This window comes from Ruegeria sp. F11 (genome assembly GCF_056533855.1).
This window is the reverse complement of record NZ_JBQFOW010000001.1, coordinates 46,625-67,511: the sequence shown is the minus strand read 5'-3', so window position 1 is coordinate 67,511 and position 20,887 is coordinate 46,625. Positions and strand designations below refer to the sequence as shown.

Sequence of the window (20,887 nt, the reverse complement as noted above, 5' to 3'; positions counted from 1 at the left end):
AGGTCGCTTTTACCACAGCCGGGGCCGCATTGCCGCGTTGAAATCAGACCTCGGGATCAAGTTCGCGTCATTTTTAGCACCAAACTGAATGGGAGGTTCCGCACCTAGAACTCTGTGAATTACTTGCAATATCTGGACAGCCAATAAATTATCCTTAGAAATCGGCAGAACACAGACCGCCCAGACCGGAGTATCGCACTTGTCCCTATTCCTTATCGCGGCCCTTCCCTTTCTCGGCGCTGTCTTTCCAGCCCTTCTGATCCGGGCTGGACGAAACGCAGCAGCCTCGGCGGCGGGGTTGACAACGTTCCTCGCGCTGATGGGCCTGCTGATCCACATCCCCGCAGTCATGCGCGGCGAGGTCGTCACCGCCCGTTTCGACTGGATACCGGGGCTGGGGCTGAACGCGAATTTCATGCTGGACGGGCTTGGATTTCTGTTCGCGCTGCTGATCCTTGGCATTGGTCTGCTGATCATCCTGTATGCCCGTTTCTACCTGTCGCGCGAAGACCCAATGGGGCAGTTCTACACCTATCTGCTGCTGTTTCAGGGTGCGATGGTGGGCATCGTTTTGTCCGATAACATCCTGCTTTTGCTGGTTTTCTGGGAGCTGACCTCGCTTAGCTCATTCCTGCTGATTGGCTATTGGAAACACCTGCCCGAAGGGCGGCAGGGCGCACGGATGGCGCTGGCGGTTACCGGCGGTGGCGGTCTTGCGATGATCGCGGGGATGCTGATCCTTGGCAATATCGTGGGGTCCTATGACCTGAGCGTCATTCTGCAGAACAAGGAGCTGATTCAGGCCTCGCCCCACTACATGCCCGCGCTGATCCTGATCTTGCTGGGTTGTTTCACCAAATCGGCGCAGTTCCCGTTCCATTTCTGGCTGCCGCATGCCATGGCCGCGCCGACGCCGGTTTCGGCTTATCTGCACTCAGCCACGATGGTGAAGGCCGGACTGTTCCTCATGGCGCGCATGTGGCCGGTGCTGGCCGGGACCGACGCGTGGTTCTACATCGTCGCAACCACCGGGTTGGTGACGATGTTGATCGGGGCCGTGATCGCCCTGTTCAAAGACGACTTGAAGGCGCTGTTGGCGTTTTCCACGGTGTCTCACCTTGGGCTCGTTACTATGCTGCTAGGCTTCGGCACAAAATTTGCAGCCGTCGCCGCGGTGTTTCACATCATCAACCACGCGACCTTCAAGGCGGCGCTGTTCATGACCGCAGGGATCGTGGATCACGAGACCGGAACGCGCGACGTCAAGCGGTTGGGCGGGTTGCGCCACTTGATGCCGATCACCTTCACCATCGGCACCATCGCCGCCCTGTCAATGGCGGGCCTGCCGCCGCTGAATGGCTTCCTGTCGAAAGAAATGATGCTGGAGGAAACGGTCCACACCACATGGCTGCACTCGCACTATCTGGTGCCGGGGCTGGCGGTTCTGGCTGCGCTGTTCTCAGCCGCATATTCCTTCCGTTTTGTCAGCCATGTCTTCCTTGGGCCCAAGCGCGGCGATTACCCTGCGCACCCGCATGACCCACCGGTCGGGCTGTGGCTTGCTCCTGCGTTCCTTGTCATTCTGGTAATCCTGATTGGCCTTTATTCCGCTGCCATTGTCGGGCCGCTGGTCGCAGTCGTGTCCAGCGCGGTGATCGGGGGCGAAAAGCTGCCCTATTACTCGCTGAAACTATGGCACGGGTTCACGCCTGCGCTGTTCATGTCAGCCGCAGCAACGGTTGGCGGTCTGGCCCTGCTGGCCGCACATAAGCGTGGCGAGCAGATTTGGAACGCCCTGCCCCGCCCCGAGGCCAAGGCAATTTTCGAGGCGGTGATCCTCGCCCTCACCAAGCTCAGCCGCTGGATTACGGACGAGCTGCATAACGGTGTCCTAAGCCGCTATGCGATCATATTCGTCGCCTTCACGGTCGGGCTGGGCTACTACGCCTATTCGACCGGCACCATCGGCGTCGAAACGCGCGTGCCGCTTCCGGCGCAGATCATTCCGATCATCGGCTGGATTTGTCTGGTTGGTGCAACGCTGGCCATTATGTGGTTCCACCGCAACCGCCTGTTGTCGCTGGTTTTGATCGGTGTCGTCGGCCTGATCGTGTCGATTGCGTTCAACTACCTCTCGGCCCCCGATCTCGCGCTGACGCAGATTTCGGTCGAGGTGGTGACGATGATCCTGCTGCTGCTGTCGCTGAACTTCCTGCCGACCGAAACGCCCTGGGACAGTTCCGCCGCGCGGCGCTGGCGCGATGCAGCAATTTCGGTAGTGGCCGGTCTAGGAACCGGGGCGCTGATTTATGCGATCATGATGCGCGACTTTGCGTTTCCGACGATATCGGAATTCCACCTTGCGAACTCGTACAAAGGCGGAGGCGGCACCAATGTGGTCAACGTGATCCTGGTGGACTTCCGGGGCTTTGATACCTTCGGCGAGATCATCGTGCTCGGCATCGCAGCCCTGATCATCTTTGCCCTGACCGAGGCGGTGCTGAGCACGAATGTGCGCGGCTACCTGCTGAACCGCAAACCGCATTGGCCTCAATCCGGCGACTCGCACCCGCTGATGATGGTGGTCGTAACCCGTGTGATGATGCCAATCGCGTTGATGGTGGGGGCCTATATCTTCTTTCGGGGCCACAACCAGCCCGGCGGCGGCTTCATCGCCGGCCTGATCGTCGCCATCGCCTATCTGATGCAGTACATGGCCAGCGGCTACACATGGGCCATCGAACGGCAGCGATTCTATTATCACGGCACCATCGGCTGGGGCGTCCTGATCGCCGCCGCCACGGGCCTCGGCGCGTGGTTCAACGAGCGTCCCTTCCTGACCAGCGATTTCGGCTACATCAACTGGCCGCCGCTGGAAGAGTTCGAATGGGCTACCGCCATGCTGTTCGACACCGGTGTTTTCCTTGCGGTGCTGGGTGCGGTGATGCTGGCGCTCGACAGCCTCTCGCGCTTTGCCTGGCAGCCGGGCATGGCGCAGGAGTTCCCGATGGATATCAACCCGCTGCGGGATGATCCGCCGGAAGACGACGAAGAAAAGGAGCAGGCCTGATGGAAGCGCTCGTAGCCTCTGCCGTAGGCATCATGACCGCCGCCGGGATCTTCCTGATCCTGCGCCGCCGAACCTTCCCCGTCATCCTGGGCCTGTCCCTGATCACCTATGCGGTGAACGTGTTCCTGTTCGCAACGGGCCGACTGGCGCTGAACGCCCCGGCCGTGCTGAACAAATACGAAGAGGTCCCCTATACCGACCCTCTGCCGCAGGCGCTGGTGCTGACGGCCATCGTGATCTCGTTCGGGATGACAGCGGTGATCGTGATGATCTCGCTCTCGGCCTATCTGTCCGCAAAGAATGACCATATCGACATGAGCGCCAGCGACAGCGTGGACGCGCCGGGAGAAGACGCATGAACCACTGGATCGTTGCGCCGATCGTCCTGCCCGCGATCCTGGCCCCGTTCATCATCATGGTCCTGCGATACCATCTGGATCTGCAGCGCATCTTCTCGGTCGCAGGCGTTGTCGGGTTGTTGGGGATTGCCTTGACGATCACCGCGCAGGCCGCCGGAGGGGACATTCAGATTTACGAACTGGGCGACTGGCCCGCACCGTTCGGCATCGTCATGGTGCTGGACCGGCTGTCCGCCATGATGGTCCTACTGACCGCCCTGCTGGCCTTGCCCATTGTGCTTTACGCCATTGCATCGGGCTGGGACGAGCGCGGGAAACACTTCCACGCGCTGTTCCATTTCCAACTGATGGGTGTCTGCGGTGCCTTCCTGACCGGCGACGCCTTCAACCTGTTCGTGTTCTTCGAGGTGCTGCTGATCGCCTCATACGGCCTGATGACCCATGGCGGCGGTGCGGTGCGACTGAAAGCAGGTGTTCAGTACGTGGCCTACAACCTGCTGGGCTCGACCCTGTTCCTGTTTGCGCTGGGCACACTCTATGCTGTGACCGGCACGCTGAACATGGCGGATATCGCCGTGCGCGTGGCCGAAATTCCGCCCGAGGATACGGCATTACTGCGGGTCGGCGCGGTCCTTCTGCTGCTGGTCTTTTGCATCAAGGCCGCTGTTCTGCCGCTGCATTTCTGGCTGCCTGCCAGCTATGCCAACGCGCCCCTGCCCGTGGCCGCGCTATTTGCCATCATGACCAAGGTCGGGGCTTATTCGATCCTGCGGATGTATACGCTGGCCTTCGGCCCCGAGGTTGAAGCGACCCAAGGACTGGTCGGAGCCTGGCTGCAACCGGCGGCACTTGTGACGCTGGCGGTTGGGGCCGTCGGCATTCTGGGATCGCAGCATATCGCCCGGATGGTGGCGTTCTGCGCGATCACCTCGATGGGCACGCTGCTGATTGCGATTTCACAGTTCACACCGGGTGCCACGGCGGCGGCGCTTTACTACGTGTTTCACTCGACGCTGGCGACCGCGCTGCTGTTCCTTGTGGCTGATCTGGTCATGGAACGGCGCGGCGGCGTGATCGAGCCCACAAGACCCATGGCACAAAGCGGCCTTATCGCGGCCCTGTTCTTTGTCGGCGCAATCGCGATGGCCGGGATGCCGCCCCTGTCTGGCTTCATCGGCAAGCTGTTGGTTCTGGATGCGTCGCGGGGCGCGCCGGACGCCCATTGGGTCTGGGCCGTGATCCTGATCGGGTCCTTTGTCACAATCGTCGGACTGGCACGGGCTGGGTCACTGATCTTCTGGAAGAGCCACGCGGCTGAATACAGCGACGATACTGACGCGGAAGAAGCGCCCACCGCGCCAGAGCCCAAACCGGGCCTCGCCTTCAGCTCGGTCTTTGGTGTTGTGGCCGGTCTGATCCTGCTGACGCTGTTTGCGGGACCGGCGCTTGAATACACAAGCAACACAGCCGAACAATTGTTCACGCCCGATCAGTACATCTCGGCCGTTTTGGGAAGGGAAGAGTAATGAAGCTGCTGCACCGTATATTCCCGCATCCTCAACTGACGTTCCTGCTGACGCTGGTCTGGATGTTTCTGGCGAACAAACCGTCGCTCAACTCGCTGGTCTTCGGTCTGATACTGGGGATTATCATCCCCTTTGTCACACAGCCCTACTGGCCCGACCGGCCAAAGCTGCGCAACTGGCCAATGATCGCCGAATACATGCTGGTGGTGCTCTGGGATATCGTGATGGCCAACATAACCGTCGCCCGGATCATACTGTTCAAACGGAACGACGACCGGCACCCGAACTGGATCAGCATCCCGCTGGAACTGCGCACGCCCGAGGCGATCACGGTGCTGGCCGGCACCATCACGATGACGCCCGGTACGGTCAGTTGCGATCTGTCTGCGCAAGGTCACAACCTGCTTGTCCATTGCCTGGACGCGCCGAACCCGGACGAGGTGCGCGACCAGATCAAGCACCGCTATGAACGCCGCCTGAAGGAGATCTTCGAATGATGGAATACGCGATTTACTTTGCTTTTGCCTGTTTCGGGGCGGCAATCATGATGTGCCTGTGGCGGATCATCACGGCGGATGGCGTCGGCACCCGCGTTCTGGCTCTGGATACGATGGTGATCAACACGATCGCCCTGATGATCCTGTACGGCCTGTCGCAGAACACCGAGATATTCTTCGAGGCCGCCATGATCATCGCCATGCTGGGCTTTGTCTCAACCGTGGCCTACGCGCGCTTCATGCTGCGTGGCAACATCATCGAGTGAGGGCGGCATGACATTCATCTTCGAACTGCTGATCGCCTTATTCCTGATCGTCTCGGGCATCTTCGGCTTTGTCGGGTCGTTCGGTATGATCAAACTCAAGGACCCGATGTCGCGCCTGCACGCGCCGACCAAGGCGACGACGTTGGGCGTGGGTGGGGTGGTGCTGGCCTCGATCACCCATTCGGTTCTGATCGAGGGGTATCTGTCGCTGCATGAACTGCTGATCACCTTGTTCCTGTTCCTGACCGCCCCGATCACGGCGCTGTTTATTGCCAAATGGCACATTCACCGCCATGAAAAGCCCAGCGATCTGCCGGACGCGGGCGAGGACGAGTTGTGGGCCACCCACGCGGTCGAGCAGGTCGAAGACGTCCCTGATCACAGCACGAACTAGGTCCAATGCATAATCCTCCGCTGCCCCTGACCCGCGATCTGGTTCTGATAGGCGGAGGCCACACACATGCGCTGTTGCTGCGCAAATGGGGCATGAACCCGCTGCCCGGCGCGCGCGTCACGGTGATCAACCCCGGCCCCACCGCGCCTTATTCCGGCATGCTGCCCGGGTTTGTCGCAGGCCATTATGACCGGTGGGAGTTGGATATCGATCTGGTGCGGCTGGCAAGATTCGCCGGGGCCCGGGTCATTCTTGGCTCGGCCCAGGGGATCGACACGGACCGGCGAGAGGTCCACGTGCCCGGGCGCCCACCCGTTGCTTTCGATGTCGCCTCGATCAATGTCGGGATCACGTCCGACATGCCATCGATGCCCGGATTTGCCGAACACGCGGTTCCGGCCAAACCACTCGGGCCGCTTGCCGCGCGCTGGTCCGAGTATCTTGCGGGCAGCGGACCGGCCTCGGTCGTTGTGATTGGCGGAGGCGTCGCCGGGGTGGAACTGGTCATGGCGATGGCCCACGCGCTACGATCCAAAGGGCGGGCGGCGCAGGTGACTCTGATCGACAATGCGCAGGCCCTGACGGCGACGAAACCTAAGGCTGCGGCCACCATCCGGCAGGTGATGCACAACCTGGGCGTTGATGTCATCGAAGACGCCGCGATCACGCGGATTGCCGGTGATCACGTGGACCTATCGGACGGTCGCCAAATCCCTGCCGCCTTCGTGACCGGGGCCGCCGGGGCCCGCCCCTATGAGTGGGTCGCGCACACCGGTCTGGCGCTTCATGATGGGTTCGTGAAGGTGAACGGGCACTTGCAGACCAGCGATCCGGCGATATTTGCGGCTGGCGACTGCGCGCACCTAACGGAGAACCCGCGCCCGAAGGCGGGCGTTTACGCGGTGCGCGAGGCTCCGGTCCTCTACCAAAACCTGCGGGCGGCTTTGGGGGCCGGTCAGATGCGGGCCTATGTGCCGCAGAAGGACTACCTGAAACTGATCTCACTGGGCGGCAAATCCGCCTTGGCCGAGCGATTTGGAACGTCGCTCAGCGGTCCGTTGATGTGGAAATGGAAGAACCACATCGACCAGTCCTTCATGAACAGGTTTCGCGATTTGCCACAGATGAAGCCGCCGGCGCTGCCGCGCGATCATGCGGCGGGTCTGCGCGAAACGTTGGGCGACAAGCCCATGTGCGGCGGCTGCGGCGCGAAGGTTGGGCGCGGTGCCCTGCGAGAGGCATTGGACGGGCTGCCCGGCCCCACCCGACCCGACATTACGCCTCTGCCCGGCGATGACGCGGCCCTGCTGACCACCGGCGGCGCGAAACAGGTGATTACCTCTGACCACCTGCGCGCCTTCGTCACCGACCCTGCCATGATGTCCCGCATCGCTGCTGTACATGCGCTGGGGGATATCTGGGCGATGGGGGCCAACCCTCAGGCCGCGACGGTCACCATCATCCTGCCTCGTATGTCGCCCGCGCTGCAGCAGCGCACGATGGCCGAGATCATGGCGGTCGCCACCGAGGTCTTGCGCGAGGCCGGGGCCGAAATCGTCGGCGGGCACAGTTCGATGGGGGATGAGATGACCCTCGGCTTCACTCTGACCGGCCTGTGCGATGGGGAGCCGATCACCTTGTCCAACGGCAGGCCCGGAGACGCCCTGATCCTGACCAAACCCTTGGGCAGCGGCGTGATGATGGCGGCAGAAATGGCTGGTCAGGCAAACGGCGCAGACATTGCCGCCGCGCTGCGTCAGATGTGCCAGCCGCAAGGCAAGGCCGCACGCATTCTTGCGGAATCCCACGCGATGACAGACGTCACCGGATTTGGCCTTGCCGGTCATTTGCTTGGCCTCTGCGAAACCTCGGGCTGCGGCGCGACCCTGAATTTGGACGCCGTACCGGTTATGGATGGCGCGCTCGAACTGAGCACTCAGGGCGTCAGATCAACGATCTATGCAGACAACCGCTCCAACGCGCCGGAATTGCCAACAGGCGGTAAGGCCGATCTGCTGTTCGATCCGCAAACCGCCGGCGGTTTGCTGGCCGCTGTCGACCCGGAACGGGCCGATGCGCTATTGGGGGAATTGCAAAAGACAGGCTATCCAGCTGCGATCATTGGCCAATTGACAGAAGCGCCCGGCCTGCGCCTTCAAACCTGATCCAACAGGCTTTCGATCTGTGCCGCGGCAACCCTAAGCCCCGCGTCATCCAGCGTTTCGATGTCGATTTCCGCAAGAACATCAACGCGCTGAGAACGACGGGATTTCGCATAGGCCGGGTCATAGTGCTGCTCCATCAACGCCCGGGTCAACGCCCGCCTGTCGCCCGCCTCGATCAGCTTCAGCCAGCCATCAACAACCTCATGCCCACGATGGAACCGCAGGGGCGAGAGGCGGTCGCGCAGGCGCTCAGAATCTGAGAGAATGTCGTCATAGGCCTCAGCCAAATAGGTCGAACGCGCCTCAATCGAAGCCGCGATTTGCACCCGAGGCGCGGCGCACAGGGCGGCCCAAAGACTGGGCGGTAGGATCAGGTTGCCGATCTTGGACGACTCGGCTTCGACAACGACGGGACGCGTTGGATCAAGCCCGCACAGGGCGGCAGCCAGCGCGGATTCAAACGCCTTCTGGCTGGGTTGCCCGCCGGGCCGTTCCCCCAGCAACGAGCCGCGATGGTTGGCCAGCATCTCAAGGTCCAGCACCTGAACCCCGCGCGCGCCGAGGTGGTCCAAAAGCTCGGTTTTGGCCGTTCCCGTGTACCCATCCAGCGCCACCAACCGGTGCGGCAAGGCGTCCTTGTACAGATAGGCGTTCACCAGACGGCGATAGGTTCGGTACCCGCCTTCGACCACCTCGGCACGCCAGCCGATTTGTTGCAGCATCCAGGTGAACGACCCCGACCGCTGCCCCCCGCGCCAGCAATAGACCAAGGGTCGCCAGCCGCCCTCATGATGGCTCAGACTTTGTTCGATGTGATTGGCCGCATTGCGAAACATCAAAGCGGCGCCAAGCTTGCGCGCCAGAAACGGGCTGTCCTGCACGTAAACCGTGCCAACCCGCGCGCGTTCTTCGTTGTTGAGCACCGGCAGATTGATCGCGCCAGGCAGATGATCCTCGGCAAATTCCGCCGGGCTGCGCACGTCGATCACGCTGTCGAACGGGTGGGCATAAAGCTGGGGCAGATTGGTGAAAGACAGCGACATACCAAAGGTCTAGCCTGCCGGTCTGGGGAAAGAAAGGCCGGGTTCACTGCACCGCCTCGATCAGTTTCGGACCGCTGGCCTTGTTGGAGTTCACACCCGGGTCGACCCGGTGGAAGGTCAGAATATCCTCGGCCCCCGGTCGCATCAGGCGCGCGGCCCCCTTGCCGCCTTCTCCCAGCCAGAGCGGCCAGTCGGCGGGCTCAAGGATCAGCGGCATCCGGTGGTGGATCGCGCCAAGATTTTGGTTGGCCGCCGTAGTCACAATCGCGCAGGTTCCCATCCGGGCCTCTTCCGGGCCCCAATCCTGCCAGACCCCCGCAAAGGCAATGGCAGCCCCGTCCTGCCGGTGGATGTACCACGGCAGCCGGGTTCCGTGTTCCGTCTTGGTCCATTCATAGAACCCCGTCGCCACGATCAGACACCGCCTTTCCCGGCAGGCGGACCGAAAGGCGGGTTTGTCAGCCAGTGTCTCGGCGCGAGCATTGATCAACAGGGGACCTGCCGTTTCGGATTTGTACCAGTGTGGCAAAAACCCCCATCTCAGCGCGCTCAATCTACGCTCATGCCCATTGGATCGCACCATATGCACCTGATTTGTCGGGCAAACATTAAAGTGCGGCACATCCGGCATGAAATTCGCGGGCCGCGCCGAAAACAGGCGAGCCATCGCGTCGGAGGGAAGAGTTATTGCAAACCGTCCGCACATGGGTAATGAACCATCGACAAGCTTTTCATACAGGCACAGAATCTCACGGGGTCATATGGAAAATCAAACAACGAAATCCCTGAAGAGCAAGGCAGTTCAGCTTTTGGATGCCGGGAAACTGCCGCAGGCGCTGAAAAAGGCGCAGCTGGGTATCAAGAAATTCCCCAAGGATTCAGACTATCAGGCAATTGCCGGATTTGTTCTGACCGAAATGAAGCAATACAAACGGTCGATCCCGCATTTTGTCGAAGCGTCGCGGATGAAACCGGACGATCCGCAATTCGTCGAAAACCTGGCCAATGCGCTGATGCAGACAGGGCAGATTGACCGAGCCTTGACTTATGCGGAACAAAAGGCAGAGAAATTCCCAAACAACAAAGAACTGGCCCGCGTTATCGAGGAGATCAAACTCAAGGGGCAAAACTGGCGATCCATAATCGACTACGCGACCAAAAAACTGAAATCTGACCCGGACAACCCTGAGCTTCTGACCAAACGCGCCCGCGCTTATGCTCGTGTTGGCTTCGTTGTGGAAAATACACGCGATATTTCTAAAGCTTACGAGTTAGCCCCGACAGATCCAAAAGTGGCTTTCGCAAAAGCACTGAATCTACACCAAAGCGGCGACAAGCCAGGCAGCACGAAAATTCTGCAAGACGTTCTGGAGATTCAGCCCCACCATAGACAAGCGCTTTTTCAGATGTCTTCGATTGTGGACAAAGACAATGTTCCAGACCTGCTAAAGTCTGTCGAAGATGCAATTCAGGAAAATGAAAACGTCTTGTCCGACCTGGAATTCGCCAAGGCCCAGTTGATATCGAAAAGCGAAGGCTTGGATGCCGCCTTGCCGCAGTTTGCCCGCGCCAACGCGGCCCAGCACGAGACCAACCCGTATCGCTATTCCGATGAAGATAAGAAGTTTGAGCAGATTACCGGAATGTTTCCCGTCGGTGTCGACCTGCCAGCCTCTGATCTGGCAGAAGCGCCCCTGCCCATCTTCGTCATCGGGCAACCCAGATCCGGCACGACCCTGATGGAAATGATGCTGAGCTCTGCACCAGACATCACCGGGTGTGGAGAGCTCATGCTGGGCGCTGACCTTTCGGCTGAGTTCGTGCAGGACCGACGAACCTTCGACACGGACGCCGCAGAGAAATATGCTCGGGATTTCCGCGACCTGATGCCGCCGTTGCCCAGCGACGCCATCGCTTTCGTCGACAAGATGCCCCACAACTATCAGCGCGTCGGCTTCCTTATAAGTGCCTTCCCGAATGCCAAGATCATCAACATGATGCGTGACCCGCGCGATGTGGGATTGTCGAAATGGATCAGACGTTTCCCGGCGGGTGGGATGAACTATGCCTCAAATCTGGAGTCCATCGCGCATTCCGCCAACCTCTATCGCCGATACATGCGGCACTGGGACGAGGTGTTTGGCGACAGGATTCTGACGATCTCTTACGAACAACTGGTTTCCGATCCCGAAACCTACAGCAAGCAAGTCGCTGAATTCTGCGGAATCGAATGGCATGAGACGATGATGCATCCGGAAGAAAACACCAAACAGGTGCGCACGGCCAGTATTGATCAGGTCCGCAACAAAATCTCGACCAAATCCATTGGCGGCTGGCGCAAGGTGGCCGATCATATTCAACCGATGCTCGATGGGTTCGATCCCGAGCTTTGGCCGGAATATGATTTTAGCTGACCATTAAGAAAGGCCGCATCGGTTTGATGCGGCCTTTCTCAGCGTATTATTTCTGTTTGATACGACCGTCCAGATATGGCTGGTAGGGTGCGTTCTCGGCCAGGTATTCGGCTGTCACATCCGCCAAATCGGGGCCGAAGTCGTAGGCATTCTTGTCATCACCTTCGAACATTTTGTACCCGTCGCCGCCGTTGCGAACATAGTTGTTGGTCACGACAAGATATGTCGCAGAGGGATCAATCGGCACAAAACCATCGCCCTCGGCAACCATAACGTCGCTGATACGGCCTTCGTTTGGTGCGACTGACGGATCCCATGCAAAAGTCAGGCCCGCGACCTGCGGGAAACGTCCCTTGACCTCTTCTACCTGGCTCACTCCGTTCTCAAGCGCGTCAATCACGCCCTGACCGCTGATTTCAAAAGTGGACAGGGTGTTTTGGAACGGCAGAACCGTCAGCACTTCGCCCATTGTCACATCACCCGGATCAATGGACGCCCGCAAGCCGCCCGCGTTCGCTATGGCGATCTGTGCGCCCTGATCAGCAACCCGCGCCAGCATGGCGTCGGCGACCAGGTTGCCCATCTCGCATTCCTGCACCCGGCAGATATCGCGGTTCCCCTCGATTGCGGCAGCGGAGCTGGCTACGACGCGTTTTTTCATTTCCTCGATCGGTGCGCCCATTTCCGCCACGCGCGCTGCAATGTCCGCGTCAGGTGTGACCGAGGCGTCCAGCAAGATCGGTGCGCCCTTGGCCCCGATCAGATTGCCATCATCGTCGAAGGTCAGTGTGATCTCGCCCAGATATTTGGAATAGGCATAAGCCTGAACCACCGGCACATCGCCGACCATGGTCGGATATGATCCTGCCGCGTCTTCATCCGTGTTCGACAGCAGCGTGTGCGAGTGACCACCGACCACCAGATCCAGCCCCGGCACTTTCTCGGCGATCTCAAGATCTTTCGGAAGGCCAACATGGGTCAGTGCAATGACGATATTCACCCCTTCGTCGCGCAGGGCGGCAACGTCTGCCGTCAGGCTTTCAATCTCATCCTGAAAAACGACATCCTTACCCGGGCTTGAAGTATCCACCGTATCCGTCGCCAGCGCCGAGACGATGCCGACTTTCTGCCCGCCGACGTCCAGAACCACGTGGTTCTTCACCTTGTCCTTCAACTCGGCCGAAGAGGACAGGTCGAGGTTGCCCGAGATCACGGGGAAGCTCACCGCGTCAATGAAGGCAGCCAGACCTTCGGGGCCATCGTCGAATTCGTGGTTGCCGACGGCCATAACGTCATAGCCGATCGCCTCCATGAACTCGGCTTCGGCGGCCCCTTTGTATGTGGTGTAGAACAGCGAGCCCTGAAATGGATCGCCTGCATCCAGCAACAGAACGTTTTCACCCTGCATCGCCGCGCGTTTGGCGTCGACAGCCGATTTCAGACGCGCCACCCCGCCGAAGCATTTGCCTTCGGCTTCGTCCTCGGCATCGCAGGTGGAATCATATTTGTTGATGGATTCAATCCGGCTGTGAATGTCGTTTGTATGCAGAATGGTCAGCTTGTACTCAGCAGCCGCCATGCCTGCGGTCAGGCCCAGAACGGCCACGGATGTCAAGATTCGGGTTAACACGTTCAAACTCCCAGTTGTTGTTTTTCGAAATCGTGCGCCGGGGCGGTCGGAGAGTCAAAGGGGAATTCCGGCTTGATTCCCCCCGCGCCCCAAGGCATCAGGAGCACATGCTGATCTACAAGATTTTCCGCGCCGAGGAATGGACGGCGCTGCAGGCTCAGGGGGCCTCGGACGGTGCGCCGATTGATGTGGCGGACGGGTTTGTGCATTTCTCGACCGCCGAACAGGCCGCTGAAACCGCGGCTAAGCATTTCGCCGGCGTAGATGGCCTGACCCTGCTGGCCTGCGATGCGGATGCGATGGGTGATGATCTGAAATGGGAAGTGTCGCGCGGCGGCGCGCTGTTTCCGCATCTCTATCGCCAGATTCGCATGACGGATGTGATCTGGTCGCGCCCTTTGCCGTTTGACGGCGAAGAGCATCACTTCCCGCAGGAGATGGCATGACCGCCTATATCGACCCCGAGCGTGAGCAATTCGAGGCTTTCAAGGCGCTGGACCGCGATCAGCCCATCGCGATGCTCAATCTGGTGAAGTTCCGAGACAAAGCGGCGTATCCGTCAGATCATGAACTGGCGGAAGCGGGGCTGACCGGCGCGCAGGCCTATAGAAACTATGGCCGCGACACCGCGCCGATTATCGCTCGGATCGGCGCGTCGATCCTGTGGCGCGGTGCGTTCCAAACGGTCCTGATCGGACCGGCGGATGAAGTTTGGGATGAGGTGTTCCTTGCCCACTATCCTTCAGCCCATGCGTTTCTGGACATGGTGACCGACCCGATTTATCGCGCGGCTGTCGTGCACAGGCAGGCGGCTGTGGAAACATCCCGACTGATCCGCTGCGGATCGGCAGAAGGCGGAGCATCATTCGGATGAAACTGACCGAGAAACTGGGGCTGGCTGTCCTGCACCGTTTTGACCCCGAGACCGCGCATGGCCTGTCCATCATGGCCTTGAAAACCGGTCTGGTCCCCGCGCCCGGGCCGGTCACATCCCCGCGCCTGCGTACCCGGATCGCGGGCCTGGACCTACCGAACCCCGTGGGCCTTGCAGCCGGGTTCGACAAGAATGGCGAGGTTCTGACGCCTCTGTGCCGCGCCGGGTTCGGGTTCATCGAAGTGGGGGCCGTGACGCCTCGCCCGCAGCCGGGAAACCCCAAACCGCGCCTGTTCCGCCTGACCGAGCACAAGGCGGCGATCAACCGTTTCGGCTTCAACAACGAAGGCATGGAGGTGATGGCGCAGCGGTTAGCGCAGCGCCCCAAGGACGCGGTGATCGGACTGAATCTGGGGGCCAATAAGGACAGCGATGACCGGTCGGGTGATTTCGCCAAGGTGCTGGCCCATTGCGCAGCGCATCTGGATTTCGCCACTGTCAACGTATCATCCCCCAACACCGAAAAGCTGCGCGACCTGCAGGGCAAGGCCGCGTTGAGCGCGCTGTTGAACGGTGTCATCGAAACCCGCGATGCTCTGCCCCGACCCCTACCCATCGTCCTGAAAATCGCGCCGGACCTGACCGATGCCGAGTTGCAGGACATCGCCGAAGTCGCGCAAGAGACCAAGGTGGACGCGGTGATCGCAACCAATACCACTCTGTCCCGTGACGGGCTAAGCAGCGTGCATAAGGCCGAGGCCGGTGGTCTGTCGGGCGCGCCTTTGTTCGAAAAATCGACCCGTGTTCTGGCCCGTCTCAGCCAGTTGACCGGCGACAGCATTCCCCTGATCGGGGTTGGCGGGATCAGCACCGCCGAAGACGCCTATGCCAAGATTTGTGCTGGCGCATCGGCGGTGCAGTTCTACACCGCGATGGTCTATGGCGGCCTTTCGCTGGCCGCCGAAATCGCCGAAGGTCTGGACAAGCTGCTGGCCCGCGACGGGTTCGAGACCGTGGCGCAGGCGGTGGGCAGCAAACGAGAGGACTGGCTGTGATCGAATACTGGCACAATCCGCGTTGTTCGAAATCGCGCGCGGGTCTGGCGCTGCTCGAGGAGCGCGGGGCAGAGATAAAGCTGCGCAAGTACCTTGAAGATGCGCCGACCGAGGACGAACTGCGCGCGGCGCAGTCCCTGCTGGGCGTTCCCGCGGTTCAGATGATCCGCACCGGCGAGAAGCGGTTCAAAGAGCTTGGGTTGACGAAAACCTCACCGGACGCGGACCTGATCAGCGCAATGGCAGAGAATCCGATCCTGATCGAGCGCCCTCTGGCGATTGCGGACGGCAAGGCGGCCATCGGGCGGCCTCCGGAGACCCTGCTGGCGCTGCTTTAGGCGACCTGCGCCTCTAGCTTCGGATAGCGCCAGCCCATTGTCACGCCGCGCGCCGTGTTCAGAACCATCAGAGCAGCCCAAAGGCCATGGTTGCCGAAGGCGGGCACCAGAACGAACAGGGCGACGATGTAGATCGCAACCGATTGGATCATCGCGTTGCGCATGGCTCGGGTCCAGGTCGCACCGATATAGATGCCGTCGAACATCCAACTGGCAACGCCGATCACCGGCGCGATGGCGGCCCAGATCAGGAATTCACGCCCGGCTTCGCGCACCTCGGGCGAGGTGGACATAAGGTCGATCAACGCTGGCCCGGCAGCAAAGAAGATCACCGCCAGAAGAACCGCGCCGCCGATACCCCATTGCGAGGCCATGACCGAGGCGCGGCGCACCTGATACCGGTCCCGCGCCCCCACCGCGCCGCCCACCAACGCCTCAGCCGAAAAGGCGAACCCGTCCAGCGCGAAGGCGGTGATTTCGAGGAATTGTAGCAGCACCTGATTGGCCGCCAGATTGACGTCGCCAAGGTCAGAGCCAACGAACAGGAAGGTCGTGAACGATCCGGTCAGCAGCACCGAACGGATCATGATGTCCGCATTCACCTGCATCATCCGGCGCAACCGCGCGGCGTCAAAAATCTGCGCCCAATCGCGCCAGAGTCTGCCTTGGAACGCATCGCGGCAAAGCCACAGGCCCAGCGCCAGCCCCGTCCACTCGGCAATCAGGGTAGCGATGGCGACACCTTCGACGCCCCAGCCCAGTCCGAGCACAAACCACAGGTCCAGCAGGATGTTCAGGCCGTTCATCCAGATTTGCAGGACAAAAACACCGCGCGTGCGTTCGACCGCGATCAGCCAGCCCGTCACGGCGTATAATGCGATCGTCGCCGGTGCGCCCCAGATGCGAATCTCAAGATAGGCGCGGGTCAGCGCCTCAACCTCGGGGCTGGCCGGGGACAGGGCGAAGGCCCCGGCAAAGACCGCGACCTGTGCCACGATAAAGACCAGCCCGGCGGCACCGCCCAACAACAACCCCCGCATCAACAGGGCGCGTGTCTCGGTCAGGTTCCCCGCCCCACGCGCCTGCGCGGCCAAACCGGTCGTGCCCATCCGCAGAAAGCCGAAAATCCAATAGATCGCGGACAGGATCACCGCGCCAATGCCCACAGCCCCAATCGGAGCCGCTTGCCCCATCTGGCCAACAACACCAGTATCTACTGCGCCCAGAATCGGCACCGTGGCATTGGACAGCACAATCGGCACCGCGATTTTCAGCACCCGCCTGTGCGTGATGGGCGCCGAGGCGTCCTGCATGCTCAGCCCTTGTCTTTCGCCGGTTGCGGCATCAGGAAATGGCCGGTTGCCTGCGCGAATAGTCTGGCGTGGTTGTCCTGCCAGGCCTCGACCCGGACCGAGGCATAGCGCCGCCCGGCACGGTTGATAAACGCGCGCGCATAGGCGTCTCTTGGCAAGCCCGAGCGCAGATAATCGACCGTGAAGTCGATGGTCTTGGGAAAGCGGATGCTGTGATCGCTCAGGATAGCATCGGCGTCGATTTCTCCGTTTTCGATGCCGGGAAACATATGTTCCCAACTCAGGGTGATCACAGCCGTGACTTCCAGAAAGGCGGCTGTAACCCCGCCGTGGATGGCGGGCAGCAGAGGGTTGCCGATCAGCTTGTCGTCGAAATTCAGAACGCCGGTCAGCTCATCCCCGCGCCGGTCGAAACTGATGTTGAGAAACCGGATATAGGGCACACCATCGACCAAAGCGCGCAACGCCGCATCGCGCCGCTGTTTGACCACCTGCATGGGTTCGGGACGGGGACGACGGGCCATGTTACTTCCCCTCAACCGTGAAGGACCCGGTGGCAGTCGCCACGGGCCGGTCGTGATCGTCATCCATCGCCGTGGCCCGCACAAAGGCCACGTTGCGGGTGATGTGATAGCAGCTTGCCCGCGCGGTGATCGCCTGACCCGGCGTTGCGGCGCGCATATAGTCGATGCGCAGGTCAATCGTTGCCGTCCCACCGGGGGCCGACGGGTGGCTCATGACCGCCGCGCCACAGCACGTATCCAGAATGGTCGAGACCGCCCCACCATGAATAACCCCAGTGCGCGGGTCGCCGATCAGATCTTCGTTGTAAGGCATCGAGATGACGGCCTCGCCTTCACCAATCTGCTTCAGCGTCAGGCCAAGCGCCCGGGCGTGCGGGATGGCCTCGATGAATTGACGGGCCAGGGCTGTCTTGTCGACCATAGTGATGCATCCTGTTGTGTTTCCCCTTTATGAGCCGCAGTTTCCGCAAAGGGCAAGACCGCCTGTTGCGCTTACCGCCACGACATCCTACGCTGCCGCCAAGGAGAACAGGAATGTCCGACAATCGTTTGTCATTCAAAGAGATGTGCGCCGAGTTCGACGTAACACCACGCACCCTGCGCTACTACGAATATATTGAACTTCTGCAGCCCGATCGCGAAGGCCGCTCGCGGTTTTACGGCCCCCGCGAATGCGCTCGTATGAAGCTGATCATGCGGGGCAGGAAGTTCGGCTTTCCGCTGGAAGAGATTCGCCAATGGCTGCTGATCTACGAAGATCAGGGCAACAAGGCGCAGATGGCGACCTTTGTTGAAATGGCCGACCGGCAGATGGAAGAGCTGCGCCAACAGCGCAAACAGTTGGATGAAGCAATGGATGAGCTAAAACGTCTGCGCGATCAGACCGAGAAATCGCTGTCCTGATCGCCCTGCCCCTTTTCGGAATATCGTGATCGTATCGACGCCCCCGGCGTGGCGTGTTTCAGGCCTTTCAATGCCCGCACCGACACCTGACGTTGGGGAAAGAAAATTGCGCCAATCGTTGCTGACGCATTCGGAAGTTACGTCAACTTTGAAGTGACGCAGCGTCTAGATTACGTAAACGTCATTCTCATGTTGTAAAGCGCATATCGACTGCGCAACTCATAGCTCATGACGCCAGCGACGAGAGTTTGACGAATGACCGAAGATGTAATGACCATCCGAGAGATGTGCGAGACCTATGACGTCACGCCCCGTACCTTGCGGTTCTACGAGGCCAAGGAACTGTTGTTTCCAATCCGCGAGGGTCAGAAACGCCTGTTCACCAAACGCGACCGGGCGCGGCTCAAGCTGATCCTGCGCGGTAAGCGCTTTGGTTTCAGCCTGGAGGAAATCCGCCAGCTTCTGGATCTCTACCATGTGGGCGACCAGCAGGTGACCCAGATGTCCCGCACGTATGAGATCGCGTGCGAACGTCTGGCCGACATGGAATCGCGCCGCGAGGAACTGACACAGGCCATCGACGAATTGAAAGAGCAGTTGCGCTGGGGCGAGAAGGTTATCGCCTCGATGAAACAGGAAAAGAAGGCGGCTGAATAAACCCGCCTCCGGACATATGAATTAAGGGAGCTTCACATGCCCGTCTACAACGCGCCAACCAAAGACACGCAGTTCATCCTGCATGACGTTCTGAAAATTTCGGAGTCCGATATTCCTGGATATTCCGAGCTTGAGGCCGATTTCACCGCTGCGGTTCTTGAAGAAGCTGGCAAGGTGGCAGCGAACGTGCTGCACCCCCTGAACGTGGTCGGCGACACTGAAGGGTGCCGGTTGGAAAACGGTATTGTGTATACCCCGACGGGTTTCAAAGAGGCCTTCGAGCAGATGAAGGAAGGCGGCTGGCCCGGTCTGGACATGCCCGAGGAATATGGCGGCCAGAACATGCCCTATGTCATCGGGACTGCAGTGGGCGAGATGTTCTCGGGCGCAAACCAGGCATTTGTGATGTATCAGGGCCTGACCCACGGCGCGGCCTCGGCCATTCTGGCGCATGGCACCGACGCGCAGAAGAACACCTACCTGCCCAACATGGTCAGCTGTGAATGGACCGGCACCATGAACTTGACCGAGCCACATTGCGGCACCGATCTGGGCCTGATGCGCACCAAGGCGGAACCGCAGGGCGACGGCAGCTATAAGGTCTCGGGCCAGAAGATTTTCATCTCGTCCGGCGATCACGACATGGCCGACAACATCATCCATCTGGTGCTGGCGAAAATCCCCGGCGGCCCTGAAGGCATCAAAGGTGTCTCGCTGTTCATCGTGCCGAAGTTCATCGTGAACGAAGACGGCTCGCTGGGCGAACGCAACGGCGTGTCGGTCGGCAAGATCGAAGAGAAGATGGGCATCCACGGCAATTCGACCTGCGTCATGAACTATGACGAGGCGACCGGCTGGCTGCTGGGCGAGGAACACAAGGGCATGCGCGCCATGTTCACGATGATGAACGAGGCGCGTCTGGGTGTGGGCATGCAGGGCCTGTCTCAGGCCGAGGCCGCGTTCCAGAACGCCCTGGAATACGCCAAGGACCGACTGCAGGGCCGCGATGTGACAGGCGTGAAGAACCCTGACGGGCCTGCCGATCCGCTGATCGTTCACCCGGACATTCGCCGCAACCTGATGGATCAGAAAAGCTTCACCGAGGGTGCGCGCGCGTTCATCCTGTGGGGCGCGACCATGATCGACAAGGCGCATCGCTCGGGTGACGCGGATGCGGACGGGCTGATCTCGCTGCTGACCCCTGTGATCAAGGGCTTCCTGACCGATCAGGGCTACGACATGACCGTTCAGGCGCAGCAGGTCTATGGCGGCCATGGCTACATCGAAGAATGGGGTATGTCGCAGTATACCCGCGACGCCCGGATCGCTATGATCTACGAAGGCGCAAACGGCGTTCAGGCGCTGGACCTCGTGGGCCGCAAGCTGGCTCAGGATGGTGGCAAGCACGTCATGGCCTTCTTCGAGATGGTCAAAACCTTCTGCAAAGAGAATGGCGGCAAGGATGAGAGCTATGACAGGGCCTTCATCGAACCACTAAAAGCTGCGTCCAAAGATCTGCAGGCTGCGAGTATGTATTTCATGCAGGAAGGCATGAAAAACCCGAATAACGCGCTGTCAGGGTCCTATGACTTTATGCATATGTTCGGCCATGTCTGCCTGGGCCTGATGTGGGCGCAGATGGCAAAGGCCGCTCAGGACGCGCTGGACGGCGGTGCCTCGGACACAGAGTTCTACGAGACCAAGATCAATACCGGCCGCTTCTACATGGCCCGCCGCCTGCCCGCGACTGCAATGCACCTGACCCGCATTCAATCGGGCGGAGACACGGTCATGGCACTGGACGCGGCGAACTTCTGATCTCAGTCTGGGTTCGGGCTAACCGCCCGAGCCCGTCCCGG

The 20,887-nt window shown here is 60.4% G+C and carries 21 protein-coding genes; 15 read left to right on the top strand and 6 right to left on the bottom strand.

Going from position 1 to position 20,887, the window contains the following annotated elements; all coding sequences use genetic code 11:
* The first annotated feature begins 199 nt into the window (after nucleotides 1-199).
* Genes ACR0NJ_RS00335 through selD form a run of 7 tightly spaced genes read left to right on the top strand, consistent with a single transcriptional unit; the run spans nucleotide 200 to nucleotide 8,277 of the window.
* On the top strand, nucleotides 200-3,070 hold the full coding sequence (locus ACR0NJ_RS00335) for a monovalent cation/H+ antiporter subunit A (RefSeq protein WP_480815147.1): 2,871 nt from the start codon (nucleotides 200-202) through the stop codon (nucleotides 3,068-3,070).
* Nucleotides 3,070-3,429 carry a Na+/H+ antiporter subunit C gene (locus ACR0NJ_RS00330; RefSeq protein ID WP_480815146.1) on the top strand — a complete coding sequence of 120 codons (360 nt, stop codon included), beginning with the start codon at nucleotides 3,070-3,072 and terminating at the stop codon, nucleotides 3,427-3,429. The genes ACR0NJ_RS00335 and ACR0NJ_RS00330 overlap by 1 nt, the downstream gene beginning before the upstream one ends.
* Entirely contained in the window at nucleotides 3,426-4,955 is a 1,530-nt protein-coding gene (locus tag ACR0NJ_RS00325; RefSeq protein ID WP_480815145.1) for a monovalent cation/H+ antiporter subunit D, read from the top strand. Before ACR0NJ_RS00330 ends, ACR0NJ_RS00325 begins: the two co-directional genes overlap by 4 nt.
* The gene (locus ACR0NJ_RS00320; protein WP_480815144.1) at nucleotides 4,955-5,452 is read left to right on the top strand and encodes a Na+/H+ antiporter subunit E; all 498 of its coding nucleotides are present in this window, start codon (nucleotides 4,955-4,957) and stop codon (nucleotides 5,450-5,452) included. Before ACR0NJ_RS00325 ends, ACR0NJ_RS00320 begins: the two co-directional genes overlap by 1 nt.
* Nucleotides 5,449-5,718, top strand: coding sequence for a K+/H+ antiporter subunit F (locus tag ACR0NJ_RS00315; RefSeq protein ID WP_480815143.1), 270 nt, complete (start codon nucleotides 5,449-5,451; stop codon nucleotides 5,716-5,718). The genes ACR0NJ_RS00320 and ACR0NJ_RS00315 overlap by 4 nt, the downstream gene beginning before the upstream one ends.
* 7 nt (nucleotides 5,719-5,725) lie before the next feature.
* Nucleotides 5,726-6,112: a Na+/H+ antiporter subunit G gene (locus ACR0NJ_RS00310; RefSeq protein WP_480815142.1), complete on the top strand. Its 387-nt coding sequence runs from the start codon at nucleotides 5,726-5,728 to the stop codon at nucleotides 6,110-6,112.
* 5 nt (nucleotides 6,113-6,117) lie between these two features.
* Nucleotides 6,118-8,277, top strand: coding sequence for a selenide, water dikinase SelD (gene selD, locus ACR0NJ_RS00305; protein ID WP_480815141.1), 2,160 nt, complete (start codon nucleotides 6,118-6,120; stop codon nucleotides 8,275-8,277).
* On the opposite strand, the gene mnmH is transcribed toward selD, so the two are convergent.
* Nucleotides 8,268-9,320 (bottom strand): tRNA 2-selenouridine(34) synthase MnmH, encoded by a 1,053-nt coding sequence (gene mnmH, locus ACR0NJ_RS00300; protein WP_480815140.1) that lies wholly within the window; start codon nucleotides 9,318-9,320, stop codon nucleotides 8,268-8,270. The genes selD and mnmH overlap by 10 nt on opposite strands.
* 43 nt (nucleotides 9,321-9,363) lie before the next feature.
* A complete protein-coding gene (locus tag ACR0NJ_RS00295; protein ID WP_480815139.1) occupies nucleotides 9,364-10,026 on the bottom strand; it encodes an SOS response-associated peptidase in 663 nt (220 codons plus the stop codon).
* Here ACR0NJ_RS00295 and ACR0NJ_RS00290 point away from each other — a divergent pair.
* A complete protein-coding gene (locus ACR0NJ_RS00290; protein WP_480815138.1) occupies nucleotides 9,950-11,734 on the top strand; it encodes a tetratricopeptide repeat-containing sulfotransferase family protein in 1,785 nt (594 codons plus the stop codon). The two genes, ACR0NJ_RS00295 and ACR0NJ_RS00290, sit on opposite strands and share 77 nt — an antisense overlap.
* 46 nt (nucleotides 11,735-11,780) lie before the next feature.
* On the opposite strand, the gene ACR0NJ_RS00285 is transcribed toward ACR0NJ_RS00290, so the two are convergent.
* Nucleotides 11,781-13,364, bottom strand: a complete 1,584-nt coding sequence (locus ACR0NJ_RS00285) for a bifunctional metallophosphatase/5'-nucleotidase (protein WP_480815137.1) — start codon at nucleotides 13,362-13,364, stop codon at nucleotides 11,781-11,783.
* A 107-nt stretch (nucleotides 13,365-13,471) separates the two neighbouring features.
* Between ACR0NJ_RS00285 and ACR0NJ_RS00280 the strand changes: the two genes are divergently transcribed.
* Genes ACR0NJ_RS00280 through arsC form a run of 4 tightly spaced genes read left to right on the top strand, consistent with a single transcriptional unit; the run spans nucleotide 13,472 to nucleotide 15,631 of the window.
* On the top strand, nucleotides 13,472-13,810 hold the full coding sequence (locus ACR0NJ_RS00280; RefSeq protein WP_480815136.1) for a DUF952 domain-containing protein: 339 nt from the start codon (nucleotides 13,472-13,474) through the stop codon (nucleotides 13,808-13,810).
* Entirely contained in the window at nucleotides 13,807-14,238 is a 432-nt protein-coding gene (locus ACR0NJ_RS00275; RefSeq protein WP_480815135.1) for a DUF1330 domain-containing protein, read from the top strand. Before ACR0NJ_RS00280 ends, ACR0NJ_RS00275 begins: the two co-directional genes overlap by 4 nt.
* A complete protein-coding gene (locus tag ACR0NJ_RS00270) occupies nucleotides 14,235-15,293 on the top strand; it encodes a quinone-dependent dihydroorotate dehydrogenase (RefSeq protein ID WP_480815134.1) in 1,059 nt (352 codons plus the stop codon). The genes ACR0NJ_RS00275 and ACR0NJ_RS00270 overlap by 4 nt, the downstream gene beginning before the upstream one ends.
* Entirely contained in the window at nucleotides 15,290-15,631 is a 342-nt protein-coding gene (arsC, locus tag ACR0NJ_RS00265; protein WP_480815133.1) for an arsenate reductase (glutaredoxin), read from the top strand. The genes ACR0NJ_RS00270 and arsC overlap by 4 nt, the downstream gene beginning before the upstream one ends.
* Here the strand turns inward: arsC and ACR0NJ_RS00260 are convergent.
* From ACR0NJ_RS00260 to ACR0NJ_RS00250, 3 genes are read right to left on the bottom strand one after another with little or no spacing between them, the layout of a single operon-like run.
* Nucleotides 15,628-16,944: an MATE family efflux transporter gene (locus ACR0NJ_RS00260; RefSeq protein ID WP_480815132.1), complete on the bottom strand. Its 1,317-nt coding sequence runs from the start codon at nucleotides 16,942-16,944 to the stop codon at nucleotides 15,628-15,630. The genes arsC and ACR0NJ_RS00260 overlap by 4 nt on opposite strands.
* A 2-nt stretch (nucleotides 16,945-16,946) precedes the next feature.
* Complete coding sequence (locus ACR0NJ_RS00255; protein ID WP_480815131.1) at nucleotides 16,947-17,468, bottom strand: PaaI family thioesterase; 522 nt, start codon at nucleotides 17,466-17,468, stop codon at nucleotides 16,947-16,949.
* A 1-nt stretch (nucleotide 17,469) separates the two neighbouring features.
* Entirely contained in the window at nucleotides 17,470-17,889 is a 420-nt protein-coding gene (locus ACR0NJ_RS00250) for a PaaI family thioesterase (protein WP_480815130.1), read from the bottom strand.
* Between the two features lie 113 nt (nucleotides 17,890-18,002).
* On the opposite strand from ACR0NJ_RS00250, the gene ACR0NJ_RS00245 reads away from it, so the two are divergent.
* The 3 genes from ACR0NJ_RS00245 to ACR0NJ_RS00235 all read left to right on the top strand — a co-directional run bounded on the left by ACR0NJ_RS00245 (nucleotide 18,003) and on the right by ACR0NJ_RS00235 (nucleotide 20,846).
* On the top strand, nucleotides 18,003-18,371 hold the full coding sequence (locus tag ACR0NJ_RS00245) for a MerR family transcriptional regulator (RefSeq protein ID WP_480815129.1): 369 nt from the start codon (nucleotides 18,003-18,005) through the stop codon (nucleotides 18,369-18,371).
* A 255-nt stretch (nucleotides 18,372-18,626) separates the two neighbouring features.
* Nucleotides 18,627-19,028 carry a MerR family transcriptional regulator gene (locus tag ACR0NJ_RS00240; protein WP_480613402.1) on the top strand — a complete coding sequence of 134 codons (402 nt, stop codon included), beginning with the start codon at nucleotides 18,627-18,629 and terminating at the stop codon, nucleotides 19,026-19,028.
* Nucleotides 19,029-19,064: 36 nt separating this feature from the next.
* Complete coding sequence (locus ACR0NJ_RS00235; RefSeq protein ID WP_480815128.1) at nucleotides 19,065-20,846, top strand: acyl-CoA dehydrogenase C-terminal domain-containing protein; 1,782 nt, start codon at nucleotides 19,065-19,067, stop codon at nucleotides 20,844-20,846.
* Nucleotides 20,847-20,887: the final 41 nt, after the last annotated feature.

Excerpts from the sequence above, each read along its gene's own strand:
- ACR0NJ_RS00320 (WP_480815144.1), top strand. The coding sequence starts at position 4,955 with ATGAAGCTGCTGCACCGTATATTCCCGCATCCTCAACTGACGTTCCTG.
- ACR0NJ_RS00295 (WP_480815139.1), bottom strand. The coding sequence starts at position 10,026 with ATGTGCGGACGGTTTGCAATAACTCTTCCCTCCGACGCGATGGCTCGC.
- ACR0NJ_RS00250 (WP_480815130.1), bottom strand. The coding sequence starts at position 17,889 with ATGGTCGACAAGACAGCCCTGGCCCGTCAATTCATCGAGGCCATCCCG.
- ACR0NJ_RS00315 (WP_480815143.1), top strand. The coding sequence starts at position 5,449 with ATGATGGAATACGCGATTTACTTTGCTTTTGCCTGTTTCGGGGCGGCA.
- ACR0NJ_RS00245 (WP_480815129.1), top strand. The coding sequence starts at position 18,003 with ATGTCCGACAATCGTTTGTCATTCAAAGAGATGTGCGCCGAGTTCGAC.
- ACR0NJ_RS00325 (WP_480815145.1), top strand. The coding sequence starts at position 3,426 with ATGAACCACTGGATCGTTGCGCCGATCGTCCTGCCCGCGATCCTGGCC.
- selD (WP_480815141.1), top strand. The coding sequence starts at position 6,118 with ATGCATAATCCTCCGCTGCCCCTGACCCGCGATCTGGTTCTGATAGGC.
- ACR0NJ_RS00240 (WP_480613402.1), top strand. The coding sequence starts at position 18,627 with ATGACCGAAGATGTAATGACCATCCGAGAGATGTGCGAGACCTATGAC.
- ACR0NJ_RS00310 (WP_480815142.1), top strand. The coding sequence starts at position 5,726 with ATGACATTCATCTTCGAACTGCTGATCGCCTTATTCCTGATCGTCTCG.
- ACR0NJ_RS00260 (WP_480815132.1), bottom strand. The coding sequence starts at position 16,944 with ATGCAGGACGCCTCGGCGCCCATCACGCACAGGCGGGTGCTGAAAATC.
- ACR0NJ_RS00235 (WP_480815128.1), top strand. The coding sequence starts at position 19,065 with ATGCCCGTCTACAACGCGCCAACCAAAGACACGCAGTTCATCCTGCAT.
- ACR0NJ_RS00280 (WP_480815136.1), top strand. The coding sequence starts at position 13,472 with ATGCTGATCTACAAGATTTTCCGCGCCGAGGAATGGACGGCGCTGCAG.
- ACR0NJ_RS00255 (WP_480815131.1), bottom strand. The coding sequence starts at position 17,468 with ATGGCCCGTCGTCCCCGTCCCGAACCCATGCAGGTGGTCAAACAGCGG.
- mnmH (WP_480815140.1), bottom strand. The coding sequence starts at position 9,320 with ATGTCGCTGTCTTTCACCAATCTGCCCCAGCTTTATGCCCACCCGTTC.
- ACR0NJ_RS00270 (WP_480815134.1), top strand. The coding sequence starts at position 14,235 with ATGAAACTGACCGAGAAACTGGGGCTGGCTGTCCTGCACCGTTTTGAC.
- ACR0NJ_RS00330 (WP_480815146.1), top strand. The coding sequence starts at position 3,070 with ATGGAAGCGCTCGTAGCCTCTGCCGTAGGCATCATGACCGCCGCCGGG.
- ACR0NJ_RS00275 (WP_480815135.1), top strand. The coding sequence starts at position 13,807 with ATGACCGCCTATATCGACCCCGAGCGTGAGCAATTCGAGGCTTTCAAG.
- ACR0NJ_RS00290 (WP_480815138.1), top strand. The coding sequence starts at position 9,950 with ATGAAATTCGCGGGCCGCGCCGAAAACAGGCGAGCCATCGCGTCGGAG.